This is a genomic window from Escherichia sp. Lx600-2 (genome assembly GCF_036662595.1).
In the GTDB taxonomy this organism is placed as follows: domain Bacteria; phylum Pseudomonadota; class Gammaproteobacteria; order Enterobacterales; family Enterobacteriaceae; genus Escherichia; species Escherichia coli.
This window is the reverse complement of sequence record NZ_JAYQWM010000034.1, coordinates 33520-45374: the sequence shown is the minus strand read 5'-3', so window position 1 is coordinate 45374 and position 11855 is coordinate 33520. Positions and strand designations below refer to the sequence as shown.

Here is an 11855-nt window from a genome sequence, read left to right as displayed (position 1 = left end):
TTGGTGGAGCTAAGCGGGATCGAACCGCTGACCTCTTGCATGCCATGCAAGCGCTCTCCCAGCTGAGCTATAGCCCCACGATGCGTTTACGTACCAAATTTGCTGGGTGCAAAATTTGGTGGAGCTAAGCGGGATCGAACCGCTGACCTCTTGCATGCCATGCAAGCGCTCTCCCAGCTGAGCTATAGCCCCGTCACGTAAAGCTTGTCGAGTTGACGGGCGGCATCATATGAATTCCGCCCGAATGTGTCAACGGCAAATTGCAGCGTGTAGTTTCAATCGCTGAAAAATCAGGCAAATGAACAATTTTGGAAAACCGCTCGCATTCAGTAGTTATTCATGTCACGGTTTCCTGTAAAGTGGTGTTATAAAATGAACTACTAATAGACCCACATACATTCAGGGAATTGTTATGTTCAAGGAGAGGATGACGCCAGATGAACTTGCCAGACTGACCGGCTATAGCCGCCAGACCATTAATAAATGGGTACGCAAGGAAGGCTGGACGACGTCACCAAAACCAGGCGTCCAGGGTGGCAAAGCCCGACTGGTTCACGTCAATGAACAGGTTCGTGAATATATTCGTAATGCTGAACGTCCAGAAGGTCAGGGAGAAGCGCCTGCCCTTTCTGGTGATGCGCCGCTTGAAGTATTGCTGGTGACACTGGTGAAAGAGATGACGCCAGTTGAACAAAAACAGTTTACATCCTTGCTTCTGCGGGAAGGGATTATCGGATTGTTACAACGCTTAGGGATTCGCGATAGCAAATAATATGAAAAGATTACGCAATAAAATGACCACCGAAGAACTGGCTGAATGCCTCGGTGTGGCTAAACAAACTGTTAACCGTTGGATCAGAGAAAAAGGCTGGAAAACGGAAAAATTTCCCGGCGTGAAAGGCGGTCGTGCCAGACTTATTCTGGTCGATACGCAAGTTTGCGAGTTTATTCAGAACACGCCAGCCTTCCATAACACACCGATGCTTCTGGAAGCCGAAGAACCCCTTGCCGAATACGCACCGGGGATTCGCACTCCTGCTTATCGGCAAATCATAAGCGCAATAGACAACATGACTCACAGTGAGCAGGAAAAAGTTGCGCAATTTTTGTCACGCGAAGGAATTCGTAATTTCCTTGCTCGTCTCGACATAGATGAATCAGCTTGACATCCTCCACGCCCTGAATGACGAGGATCCCTGCTACGTTCAGGCTGTCGCCTGAATCATTTCGGTGGGTTCCTGCTTCAACGAGTGGCCTGACTGCACCATCTCTCCACAGGCAAGAACGGCGTGCCCCGCCGCTAAAATGTTACGAGCGCCGTTTACATCGGCGTTCGCTGTATATCCACATACCTGGCATCTGAATTTACTTTGTGACAGGCGATTTTCTTTCGCTGTATGACCACAGCACGCGCAACGCTGGCTTGTGTACGCTGGCGGAACAGCAAGCACCTGACCGCCTCGCCAGAGCTGCTTGTACTCAAGCTGGCGGCGCATTTCATACCAGCCCTGATCCAGTATCGAACGGTTTAAACCTGATTTTGCCCGGACATTGCGCCCCGGCTGGCTGACCGTACCCGCTGCTGACTTTGACATGTTGCTGACCTTCAAATCCTCAATGACTATCATTGCGTGGTTTTTGCTGACGGTCGTTGTGACTTTGTGAAGGTAGTCTCTGCGGATATTTGCGGTACAGGAATGCAGTCGCTGTATTTTGCGTTTCTGCTTCTGCCAGTTATTGCTGAATTTGACCTTGCGGCTTAACTGTCGCTGAAGTCTCGCCAGCTTCTTCTGGTTTTTCTGAAAACTGTTTACAGGCTCAAAGACTGTGCCATCTGACAGCGTGGCGAGTTTAGCCACGCCAGCATCCAGTCCGACCATTGATGCTGAAGGGTGAACCGGAGTTGATACTTCACTTTCTGTCTGAATACTGATGTACCACTTACCGCAGGACTGGCTGACAGTGACATTTTTCACAACACCCGTGACCTGACGGCTGTTCCGGTAGCGCATCCAGCCAAGTTTCGGCAGAAAAATACGGCTGTTTTCCTGATCGAGCTTAACGCCCTGCGGGTAGCGGAATGCATCATTCTGTCCCCGCTTTTTGAATCGGGGAAAAGCAGCCCGCTTCCGGAAGAAGTTTTTGTAAGCCCGCTCAAGGTCTTTCAGTGACTGTTGCAATGGCTGTGAGGGCGAATCTTTAAGCCATTGCGTTTCAGTGGCATTTTTCCACTCAACCAGCCAGGAAGCCATTTTCCCGTAAGGGATGTATTTATTACCGGCCTCATGATTCTCATTCTGACGTGCCAGAGCACGATTGAAAACGAAACGACATGCGCCTGCGAAGCGCCTCATTTCACGCTCCTGTTGACCAGCGGGTCTTAACTGGAATTTAAATGCCTGTAGTCGTTTCACAGGCCAAATGATACTTTGGTCTATGAATAAAGAAACCGATATCCGACGGGGAAGGCATTGTGTTTTCCTGATGCATGTTCATCTGGTCTTTGTCACCAGATACCGACGTCAGATTTTTGACTATGACGCGACAGAAAAACTACGCACTTACTTTTCAAATGTATGTGCTGATTTTGAAGCTGAACTGGTTGAAATGGATGGCGAACCAGATCACGTCCATTTGTTAATTAACTATCCTCCCAAACTGGCGATATCCAGTCTGGTAAACAGCCTCAAAGGCGTATCGGGTAGGTTACTGCGACGAGATCGACCAGATATTGCAGTCAGGTATTACTACAAAGGCGTTTTGTGGAGTCCTGGCTATTTTGCCAGTAGCTGCGGAGGTGCGCCAATATCCGTCATCCGCCAATACATTGAACAACAGCAAACACCTGGTCAGGTGGAAAACCGCGCCTTATATCCCCGCCCTGAAGGACGGGGTTTTACGGCGCACCGGATAAATAAAAAACGGCAGGGGTATCTCTCCTGCCGTTTATCTTTTATGCGCTAATTACTGCTGATTTTCGCGTTCCGCAATAAAAGCCAGCGCTTTGTTGATACGCTCGATACTGCGGGTCTTACCGATTGCGTGAACGGTAACATCCAGTGCTGGAGACTGCCCCGCACCGGTTACGGCGACACGCAGCGGCATACCAACTTTACCCATACCCACTTCCAGCTCATCCGCCGTCGCCTGAATAGCGTGATGAACGTTTTCAGCGGTCCAGTCAGTAATCGCGGCCAGTTTGTCACGAACCACTTCCAGCGGCTGACGCGCTACCGGACGCAGATGTTTTTTCGCCGCATCGGCATCGAACTCAGCAAAATCTTCGTAGAAATAACGGCAGCTCTGTGCCATCTCTTTCAGCGTCTTGCAGCGTTCGCCCAGCAGTTTCACCAGATCAGCCAGCTGCGGGCCGTTACGGGTATCGATATTTTCCTGCTCAATGTGCCACTGTAAGTGAGTAGCAACATACTCCGGCGGCAGCGCGTTAATGTAGTGATGGTTCAGCCACAGCAGCTTGTCGGTGTTGAACGCACTGGCAGATTTGCTGACGGCATTCAAAGTGAAGTATTTGATCATCTCTTCACGAGTGAAGATTTCCTGATCGCCGTGGGACCAGCCCAGACGCACCAGATAGTTCAGCAGTGCTTCTGGCAAATAACCGTCATCACGATACTGCATTACGCTGACTGCCCCGTGACGTTTGGACAGTTTTTTGCCGTCATCGCCGTTGATCATAGAAACGTGCGCGTAAACCGGTACCGGCGCTTTCAGGGCTTTAAGAATATTGATCTGGCGTGGCGTGTTGTTGATATGGTCTTCGCCACGGATAACGTGGGTGATTTCCATATCCCAGTCATCGACAACCACACAGAAGTTATAGGTTGGGGAACCATCGGTACGGCGGATAATAAGATCGTCCAGTTCCTGGTTGCTGAACTCGATCGGACCACGGATCTGATCGTCAAAAACAACAGAACCTTCCTGCGGGTTAGCAAAACGTACGACACACGGCTCATCATCAGCGTGATGCTCATGACTGTGGCGGCAGCGACCGTCATAACGCGGCTTCTCACCTTTCGCCATTTGCTCTTCGCGCAGCGCTTCCAGGCGCTCTTTAGAGCAATAGCATTTATAAGCAGTGCCCTCTTCCAGCATCTGATCGATCACCGCGTTGTAGCGATCAAAACGTTTGGTCTGGAAGTACGGACCTTCATCCCACTCCAGGCTCAGCCAGTTCATGCCATCCATAATGGCTTCGATAGCTTCCGGCGTGGAACGCTCAAGATCGGTGTCTTCAATACGCAGCACGAACTCACCGCCGTGATTACGTGCAAAAAGCCAGGAGTAAAGAGCAGTACGCGCGCCGCCAACGTGCAGATAGCCTGTTGGGCTTGGCGCGAAGCGAGTTTTGATTTTCATGAAATGGCCTTACGTTTAGAAAGATGCCGACAACCGGCAAATCCTGGAAAAATTGAGTGGGCGATATTCTATCACTCCCGCCTGATTCCTCAATGTAGTTCGGGTTGCAACCTTACGCATTATTGTTTTCGTTGACAAATTGCGCAACACGGTCTGTTTTGCGATCATCTTGCTTAAATTTACGACGAACGAACAATTTCTTTAGAAAATGCGTTGACTCATTTTGAACTCTCCCTATAATGCGACTCCACACAGCGGGGGTGATTAGCTCAGCTGGGAGAGCACCTCCCTTACAAGGAGGGGGTCGGCGGTTCGATCCCGTCATCACCCACCAACTGCTTTATGTAGTCTCCGCCGTGTAGCAAGAAATTGAGAAGTGGGTGATTAGCTCAGCTGGGAGAGCACCTCCCTTACAAGGAGGGGGTCGGCGGTTCGATCCCGTCATCACCCACCACTTTCTCACCAGCTAAATTTCTTGTAAAAATGTGAAGTACCGAAGTGGGTGATTAGCTCAGCTGGGAGAGCACCTCCCTTACAAGGAGGGGGTCGGCGGTTCGATCCCGTCATCACCCACCACTTCGGGTCGTTAGCTCAGTTGGTAGAGCAGTTGACTTTTAATCAATTGGTCGCAGGTTCGAATCCTGCACGACCCACCAATGTAAAAAAGCGCCCTAAAGGCGCTTTTTTGCTATCTGCGATTTGTATGATTGATTTTTCTTCTCAAGTTCCTTGTTCTTCTACCGATATTACCTCGTACAGTGACGAGGACTGAACAATGGCCACTATCTCTTCAACTTCAATTCCTTCCATACAAACACAGAGTAGTAACAGGGCATCACAAGGTAGCGATGTTGCTTCACAAATCGCGCGGATAAGTCAGCAAATCATCAAACTCACTCAACAAATTAAAGAGATTGTAGATACTAGCGGCAGTGCTGAAGACAAGCAAAAACAGGCCGAATTGATTCAACAGCAAATCACCCTACTGGAAACACAACTGGCGCAGTTGCAGAGACAGCAGGCAGAAAAGGCGCAGGAGAAAGAGCAGCGTTTGTCTCTGAATGTATCCCTTCTAAATCCTGTTGAAAATACGACTCATATCGATATCTATATCTGATACAACGGATCCCCTTCCCGACCAGCCATTAGCGCATTGCCCTGGTCTCGTACCACGTCCCATAACGCTTCAGCGGCGGTGGAAAGTGAACGGTTCTTCCTGCGCACCAGCATCAACTGGCGTTCAACAACCGGCGTAATGCGCTTTACCACCAGCGGGCTACCTTCAGGCAATGGTAGCGCCAGTGCGGGAAGAATACTGATGCCGATGCCTGCGGCTACCATCGGGAACAGCGTCGCCGGATGTCCAATCTCCTGCACAATATTCGCCTGAATACCATTGCGCGCCAGCGCTGCGTCAATCAGCGGTCGGCTGCCTGACGCGTAATCCTGCAACACCAATTTCGCTCCCTGTAATGCCTGCCAGGGTACATAATCTTCCACGGTCAAAGCGCTATCGCGATGGCAAAGCAGAAAGAAAGGCTCGGAAAGAATCGCTTCACATTGCAGATCGCCCACTGGGCCTGGATCGATGACGATGCCAAAGTCGACATCTCCCTGGCGAATACTTTCCATCACCCACTGCTGCGGACGATCGTGCAGGACAAACTGAATATCTGGATAGCGGCGATGGCTTTCAGCAATGCATTGCGGAATAAGATGCGCGGAAATGGTCTGGCTGGCAGCGACCCGAACTTTTCCGCTCAGTTGTTGCCCCATACGCCCGGTATCGCGCAACGTGCTGTTAAGTTCATCCAGCAGTCGCTCAAGACGCAAAGCCAACTGCTGCCCTGCATCTGTAAGCACCACTTCACGCGTGGTTCTGTCCAGCAGGCGAACACCAGTATGATTTTCCAGCTCCTTCACACTGTGACTTACTGCCGACTGGCTCAGGCCGATACGCTCTCCTGCACGACTAAAACTTTTCTCCTGCGCTACTGTGACGAAAACCTTTAATTGTTTTAAAGAATAATTCATCTGTTTTCTTCATGAATGGATGCAATAAATCAATTTTATTTCTCAAACTGGAAGAAGCACAATAGAACCATCGATCATCTGGAGTCTTTATGAAACTTTTTCGTATCCTCGATCCTTTCACCTTAACCCTGATCACGGTGGTGTTGCTGGCCTCTTTCTTTCCGGCCAGAGGCGATTTCGTCCCCTTCTTTGAAAATCTGACCACCGCAGCTATTGCCCTGCTGTTCTTTATGCACGGCGCGAAGTTGTCGCGTGAGGCGATTATTGCTGGCGGTGGTCACTGGCGACTGCATTTGTGGGTAATGTGCAGCACCTTCGTGCTGTTTCCGATTCTGGGTGTACTGTTTGCCTGGTGGAAACCGGTAAATGTCGACCCGATGCTCTACTCCGGTTTTCTCTACTTGTGCATTCTCCCGGCTACCGTGCAGTCTGCAATCGCCTTCACGTCAATGGCGGGCGGTAACGTCGCGGCGGCGGTTTGTTCTGCGTCAGCATCCAGCCTGCTGGGGATTTTCCTTTCACCATTGCTGGTTGGTCTGGTGATGAATGTTCACGGTGCAGGGGGCAGCCTTGAGCAAGTCGGTAAAATTATGCTGCAACTGCTGCTGCCGTTTGTGTTGGGGCATCTTTCCCGGCCGTGGATTGGTGACTGGGTGTCGCGCAATAAAAAATGGATTGCGAAAACTGACCAGACGTCCATTCTGTTAGTGGTTTATACAGCGTTCAGCGAAGCCGTCGTTAATGGTATCTGGCATAAAGTTGGCTGGGGATCATTGCTGTTTATCGTGGTGGTCAGCTGCGTTCTTCTGGCTATCGTGATTGTAGTTAACGTCTTTATGGCACGCCGACTGGGCTTCAATAAAGCAGATGAAATTACTATCGTCTTTTGTGGTTCGAAAAAGAGTCTGGCAAATGGCATCCCGATGGCAAACATTCTGTTCCCCACATCGGTGATCGGTATGATGGTGCTGCCCCTGATGATTTTCCATCAGATCCAATTGATGGTCTGTGCGGTGCTGGCGCGTCGATACAAACGCCAGACCGAACAGTTACAGGCGCAGCAGGAAAGCAGCACCGATAAAGCTTAAAGCGGACGCTTCAGGGGCTGGACCAGTTGCGTCAGCCCCTCGGTTTTAATCAGCAGCGTGATTTGCATTAGCTCACCGAGCTTCCCTGCCGGGAACTCATCTTTGCGGGCAAACCACAGCAGATACTCCTCCGGCAGGTCGATTAAGCGACGCCCTTTGTATTTGCCAAACGGCATTATCGTATTGGCTATTTCAATCAGCTGCTCTTTTTCCATCTCAGCTACCCAGCAAACGCAGCATTTCCGCTTCGTCGATGACTTCAATGCCCAGTTCCTGCGCCTTCGCCAGTTTAGATCCTGCAGCTTCACCCGCTATCACCAGATCGGTTTTCTTCGACACGCTGCCCGCGACTTTCGCGCCCAGTTCGACCAGTCGAGCTTTAGCGTCATCACGCGACATCTGGCTTAAGCTGCCCGTAAGCACCACGGTTTTACCAGCAAACGGGCTGTCAATCTCTTCCGCGTTGATAACGATCGGCGCAGGCCAGTGAACACCTTCCGCCAACAGCTCGCTGATGACATTGCGGTTGCTTTCTTCGGCAAAGAAGTTGTGAACGTGGGATGCAACGACAATGCCAACATCAGGTACCTTTTGCAGCTCTTCAATCGAAGCGGCTTCCAGCGCTTCCAGCGTGCCGAAATATGCCGCCAAACCTGCTGCGGTGGCCTCGCCGACTTCACGGATGCCAAGTGCATAGAGGAAGCGAGCAAAGGTGGTTTCTTTCGCTTTTTCCAGCGCGTTAACCACGTTTTGTGCCGATTTTGGCCCCATACGCTCCAGTCCGGTCAGTTTGCCTGCGGTGAGTTTGAACAGATCCGCCGGAGTGTGGACATATTCTTTTTCAACCAGCTGATCGATGATTTTGTCGCCCATTCCGTCAACATCCATCGCACGGCGGGAAACAAAGTGTTTCAGCGACTCTTTACGCTGCGCACCGCAAATCAGGCCACCGGTACAGCGGGCAACCGCTTCACCTTCCACACGCTCAACGTCAGAACCACATACCGGACAATGCGTCGGGAATACAACCTCACGGGTATCTTCCGGGCGTTCAGAAAGCACGACGTTAACCACCTGCGGGATCACGTCGCCAGCGCGGCGAATCACCACTTTATCGCCAATGCGTAAACCAAGACGTTCGATTTCATCCGCATTGTGTAAGGTTGCGTTACTCACCAGCACGCCAGCAACATGGACAGGTTCCAGACGCGCAACAGGCGTAATCGCGCCAGTACGCCCAACCTGAAACTCGACGTCACGCACAAAGGTCATCTGCTCCTGCGCCGGGAATTTAAACGCTACCGCCCAGCGCGGGGCACGCGCGACAAAGCCAAGCTGCTCCTGCTGTTCCAGTGAGTTGACCTTAATCACCACGCCGTCGATATCAAAGCCCAGCGTCGGGCGGTCTTCTTCCACTTTGTGATAGAACGCCAGCACTTCTTCCGCCGATTCACAAAGCGTTACCCGATCGCTGACCGGCAACCCCCACTTTTTAAATTGCAGTAAACGGCCAAGATGAGTATCCGGCAGCTCGCCACCTTCCAGAACACCAACGCCATAGCAGAAAAAAGTGAGCGGTCGCTTCGCTGTAATACGCGGATCAAGCTGACGCAGTGAACCAGCTGCCGCATTACGTGGGTTAGCAAACACTTTCCCGCCCGTGCGTCGCGCATCTTCGTTAATCTTTTCGAACCCCGCCTGCGGCAGGAACACTTCACCACGCACTTCCAGACGCGCCGGGATATTCTCTCCGTGCAGCTTCAGTGGAATGGCGCGAATGGTACGCACGTTAGACGTGATATCTTCCCCGGTGGTGCCATCGCCACGGGTCGCGGCACTGACTAAAACGCCATTTTCATACAGAATACTGACAGCAAGGCCATCCAGCTTCAGCTCACAGCACCAGGTGACTTTCTCGTTGCTTTTCAGACGGTCCTGCACTCGTTTGTTGAAGGCAAGAAAGCTTTCTTCATCAAAAACGTTATCCAGCGACAGCATTGGCACTTCATGGCGAATCTGGCTGAAAGCCGCCAGCGGCGCAGCACCTACACGTTGGGTAGGCGAATCAGGCGTAATCAGTTCTGGATGTTTGGTTTCCAGCTCGCGCAGTTCGCGCATCAGCCTGTCGTATTCAGCGTCGGGAATTTCCGGCGCATCCATCACATGATAAAGATATTCATGATGGCGAAGCGTCGTTCGCAGTTCTGTCAGTTGTTGTTCGATTGATTCCATATCGCACCATCAATGCTAAAAACCCCCGACAAGCGGGGGTTCGAAGAGGAGTTAATTTGCCTTAAGTGTATCAGGCGTTGGCGTCTTTGACTTCGCGGATGATGTCCTGGTACTCACGCAATTTCTGCGGAGTCATCATACGGCGCTGATCGTCAAGCACGACACCGCCCACTTCATCGGCAATATGCTGCGCAGATTGCAGCATCAGCTTGAAGTTCTGCAGCTCGTCACCGTAAGACGGTACCTGCATAAAGATAGTGACACCCGGAGTAGTGAAATCCTTCATTTCAGGATCAAAGGTTCCCGGTTTCACCATATTCGCCAGGCTGAATAACGCCGGGCCGCTGCCATCCGGGCTAAGATGACGATGGTAAATATTCATATCGCCAAAAATGAAGCCCGCTTGTTGAATGCTGTTAAGAAGCAGTTCACCGTTTAGCTCGCTACCGTGATGCGCCGCGACGTTCATGATAATCACCGCTTCTTTGCGCTTCGGTTTATCCATAACTGGAGCCGGTTCCGCTACAGGCTCAGGCTGTGGTGCCGCTACGGGTTCTGCAGGCTGGAAAGCCTGTTGTGCCGGTTGCGGTGCTGAATGCACTGGCTGTGGCGCTGGCGCGACCTGTGGCGAAACTGGCTGCTGCAACGGCTGTTCAGGCTGCGGCTGATAGGCAGGCTGCTGCACGGGTTGCTGCACCGGCTGCGCTGGACGCGGAGCATGTTGCGGCGGTACCTGCGCTTCAGGCGGCTGCTGGACCGGTTGACGCGGCTGCGCAGACGCATAAGGCGGTTGGTACTGGTGTTGCGGCGACGGACGAGCAGCCTCATGCTCCTGGGCGTTAGCCGGGGCATGATTCACGCGGTGAACACGAACCTCACCAACGCCCTCATCATCTTCGACATCCTCGTCATAAGAATCGTCGTCACGTTTTGACTTCATTCGTTTTAATGGCCGATCGCGGAACATAGAAGATCGTTCTTTACGGCTGGTCCAGAAACCATGTACCAGTAAAGCGATTATGGCGATCGCGCCAACAATGATTAATATCAGACGCAAATCCTGCATCATTATATTCTCTGTTGTTCTAACACCTTGCCACCACGGCAAACATTTACTCACTAAGAGTATTTGCCGATTACCTCAAGTGCAAGTGCACTATTAACTTTCACAGCACAAAGATAGATGAAATCGTGCTTTTTGCTGTTTTTTCGAACATATCCTAACTGTCCATTGCGCAATTACCCGGTAAAATACGCACAATTTTCCTGGGATTGGTCAAAAGGAGCTCATCCTGATTATGGTTTCATCATTCACATCTGCCCCACGCAGCGGTTTTTACTATTTTGCGCAAGGCTGGAAGCTCGTCTCGCAACCTGGGATTCGGCGTTTCGTTATTTTACCGCTGCTGGTCAATATTTTGTTGATGGGGGGCGCATTCTGGTGGCTCTTTACGCAACTCGATGTCTGGATCCCGACTCTCATGAGTTATGTTCCGGACTGGTTACAATGGCTGAGCTATCTGTTGTGGCCTCTGGCTGTCATCTCTGTGCTGTTAGTGTTTGGCTATTTCTTCTCCACGATTGCTAACTGGATTGCCGCTCCGTTTAACGGTTTATTGGCTGAACAACTGGAAGCACGATTGACTGGCGCTACACCGCCAGATACCGGGATTTTCGGTATCATGAAAGATGTGCCGCGAATCATGAAACGCGAATGGCAAAAATTTGCCTGGTATCTGCCGCGCGCAATTGTATTACTAATTCTTTACTTCATCCCTGGTATTGGGCAAACCGTCGCGCCGGTACTGTGGTTCCTGTTTAGCGCCTGGATGTTAGCCATCCAGTATTGCGATTACCCCTTCGATAACCACAAAGTGCCGTTTAAAGAGATGCGCACCGCCCTGCGCACACGCAAAATCACCAATATGCAGTTTGGTGCTTTAACCAGCCTGTTTACGATGATCCCGCTGCTTAATCTGTTCATCATGCCCGTTGCCGTTTGTGGCGCGACGGCGATGTGGGTCGATTGCTATCGCGATAAACACGCAATGTGGCGGTAACAATCTACCGGTTATTTTGTAAACCGTTTGTGTGAAACAGGGGTGGCTTATGCCGCCCCTT

11 protein-coding genes, 6 tRNA genes and 1 pseudogene are annotated in these 11855 nt (G+C 51.2%); 10 read left to right on the top strand and 8 right to left on the bottom strand.

Annotated elements, in window-relative coordinates; all coding sequences use genetic code 11:
* Position 1: 1 nt before the first annotated feature.
* Together OQV04_RS13970 and OQV04_RS13965 are read right to left on the bottom strand one after the other, a co-directional pair.
* A tRNA-Ala gene (locus OQV04_RS13970) sits at positions 2-77 on the bottom strand.
* Positions 78-116: 39 nt separating this feature from the next.
* A tRNA-Ala gene (locus tag OQV04_RS13965) sits at positions 117-192 on the bottom strand.
* A 220-nt stretch (positions 193-412) separates the two neighbouring features.
* On the opposite strand from OQV04_RS13965, the gene OQV04_RS13960 reads away from it, so the two are divergent.
* Together OQV04_RS13960 and OQV04_RS13955 are read left to right on the top strand one after the other, a co-directional pair.
* Positions 413-772: a MerR family transcriptional regulator gene (locus tag OQV04_RS13960; RefSeq protein ID WP_122987372.1), complete on the top strand. Its 360-nt coding sequence runs from the start codon at positions 413-415 to the stop codon at positions 770-772.
* 1 nt (position 773) lies between these two features.
* Positions 774-1166 (top strand): MerR family transcriptional regulator, encoded by a 393-nt coding sequence (locus tag OQV04_RS13955; RefSeq protein WP_000826499.1) that lies wholly within the window; start codon positions 774-776, stop codon positions 1164-1166.
* A gap of 39 nt (positions 1167-1205) precedes the next feature.
* Here OQV04_RS13955 and OQV04_RS13950 read toward each other — a convergent pair whose 3' ends face one another.
* Positions 1206-2414, bottom strand: a complete 1209-nt coding sequence (locus OQV04_RS13950; protein WP_071999256.1) for an RNA-guided endonuclease InsQ/TnpB family protein — start codon at positions 2412-2414, stop codon at positions 1206-1208.
* Between the two features lie 22 nt (positions 2415-2436).
* Between OQV04_RS13950 and tnpA the strand changes: the two are divergent.
* Positions 2437-2847 (top strand): annotated as a pseudogene (tnpA, locus tag OQV04_RS13945) (IS200/IS605 family transposase); the annotation flags it as partial.
* 117 nt (positions 2848-2964) lie between these two features.
* Here tnpA and gltX read toward each other — a convergent pair.
* The gene (gene gltX, locus OQV04_RS13940; RefSeq protein WP_000695640.1) at positions 2965-4380 is read right to left on the bottom strand and encodes a glutamate--tRNA ligase; all 1416 of its coding nucleotides are present in this window, start codon (positions 4378-4380) and stop codon (positions 2965-2967) included.
* Positions 4381-4638: 258 nt separating this feature from the next.
* Between gltX and OQV04_RS13935 the strand changes: the two genes are divergently transcribed.
* The 5 genes from OQV04_RS13935 to OQV04_RS13915 all read left to right on the top strand — a co-directional run bounded on the left by OQV04_RS13935 (position 4639) and on the right by OQV04_RS13915 (position 5497).
* Positions 4639-4714, top strand: a tRNA-Val gene (locus OQV04_RS13935).
* 44 nt (positions 4715-4758) lie between these two features.
* Positions 4759-4834, top strand: a tRNA-Val gene (locus OQV04_RS13930).
* 46 nt (positions 4835-4880) lie between these two features.
* Positions 4881-4956, top strand: a tRNA-Val gene (locus OQV04_RS13925).
* Between the two features lie 4 nt (positions 4957-4960).
* Positions 4961-5036, top strand: a tRNA-Lys gene (locus OQV04_RS13920).
* A 119-nt stretch (positions 5037-5155) separates the two neighbouring features.
* Positions 5156-5497, top strand: a complete 342-nt coding sequence (locus OQV04_RS13915; RefSeq protein ID WP_000201414.1) for a FlxA-like family protein — start codon at positions 5156-5158, stop codon at positions 5495-5497.
* On the opposite strand, the gene OQV04_RS13910 is transcribed toward OQV04_RS13915, so the two are convergent.
* Positions 5488-6414, bottom strand: coding sequence for a LysR family transcriptional regulator (locus OQV04_RS13910; protein ID WP_032281388.1), 927 nt, complete (start codon positions 6412-6414; stop codon positions 5488-5490). The two genes, OQV04_RS13915 and OQV04_RS13910, sit on opposite strands and share 10 nt — an antisense overlap.
* Before the next feature lie 89 nt (positions 6415-6503).
* On the opposite strand from OQV04_RS13910, the gene OQV04_RS13905 reads away from it, so the two are divergent.
* Positions 6504-7502 (top strand): bile acid:sodium symporter family protein, encoded by a 999-nt coding sequence (locus OQV04_RS13905; protein ID WP_000765605.1) that lies wholly within the window; start codon positions 6504-6506, stop codon positions 7500-7502.
* Here the strand turns inward: OQV04_RS13905 and OQV04_RS13900 are convergent.
* The 3 genes from OQV04_RS13900 to zipA form a co-directional block, all read right to left on the bottom strand.
* Complete coding sequence (locus OQV04_RS13900; RefSeq protein WP_000410201.1) at positions 7499-7717, bottom strand: DUF3820 family protein; 219 nt, start codon at positions 7715-7717, stop codon at positions 7499-7501. The genes OQV04_RS13905 and OQV04_RS13900 overlap by 4 nt on opposite strands.
* Position 7718: 1 nt before the next feature.
* Positions 7719-9734 (bottom strand): NAD-dependent DNA ligase LigA, encoded by a 2016-nt coding sequence (gene ligA, locus OQV04_RS13895; RefSeq protein WP_000443694.1) that lies wholly within the window; start codon positions 9732-9734, stop codon positions 7719-7721.
* A gap of 70 nt (positions 9735-9804) precedes the next feature.
* Positions 9805-10803 (bottom strand): cell division protein ZipA, encoded by a 999-nt coding sequence (gene zipA, locus OQV04_RS13890; protein ID WP_001299866.1) that lies wholly within the window; start codon positions 10801-10803, stop codon positions 9805-9807.
* Positions 10804-11032: 229 nt separating this feature from the next.
* Between zipA and cysZ the strand changes: the two genes are divergently transcribed.
* Positions 11033-11794, top strand: coding sequence for a sulfate transporter CysZ (cysZ, locus tag OQV04_RS13885; RefSeq protein ID WP_000254839.1), 762 nt, complete (start codon positions 11033-11035; stop codon positions 11792-11794).
* Positions 11795-11855 lie beyond the last annotated feature (61 nt).

What these genes read in the sequence shown, in the direction of transcription:
- OQV04_RS13910 (WP_032281388.1), bottom strand. Translation starts at nt 6,414, where the DNA reads ATGAATTATTCTTTAAAACAATTAAAGGTTTTCGTCACAGTAGCGCAG.
- OQV04_RS13960 (WP_122987372.1), top strand. Translation starts at nt 413, where the DNA reads ATGTTCAAGGAGAGGATGACGCCAGATGAACTTGCCAGACTGACCGGC.
- gltX (WP_000695640.1), bottom strand. Translation starts at nt 4,380, where the DNA reads ATGAAAATCAAAACTCGCTTCGCGCCAAGCCCAACAGGCTATCTGCAC.
- OQV04_RS13915 (WP_000201414.1), top strand. Translation starts at nt 5,156, where the DNA reads ATGGCCACTATCTCTTCAACTTCAATTCCTTCCATACAAACACAGAGT.
- OQV04_RS13905 (WP_000765605.1), top strand. Translation starts at nt 6,504, where the DNA reads ATGAAACTTTTTCGTATCCTCGATCCTTTCACCTTAACCCTGATCACG.
- OQV04_RS13900 (WP_000410201.1), bottom strand. Translation starts at nt 7,717, where the DNA reads ATGGAAAAAGAGCAGCTGATTGAAATAGCCAATACGATAATGCCGTTT.
- zipA (WP_001299866.1), bottom strand. Translation starts at nt 10,803, where the DNA reads ATGATGCAGGATTTGCGTCTGATATTAATCATTGTTGGCGCGATCGCC.
- cysZ (WP_000254839.1), top strand. Translation starts at nt 11,033, where the DNA reads ATGGTTTCATCATTCACATCTGCCCCACGCAGCGGTTTTTACTATTTT.
- ligA (WP_000443694.1), bottom strand. Translation starts at nt 9,734, where the DNA reads ATGGAATCAATCGAACAACAACTGACAGAACTGCGAACGACGCTTCGC.
- OQV04_RS13955 (WP_000826499.1), top strand. Translation starts at nt 774, where the DNA reads ATGAAAAGATTACGCAATAAAATGACCACCGAAGAACTGGCTGAATGC.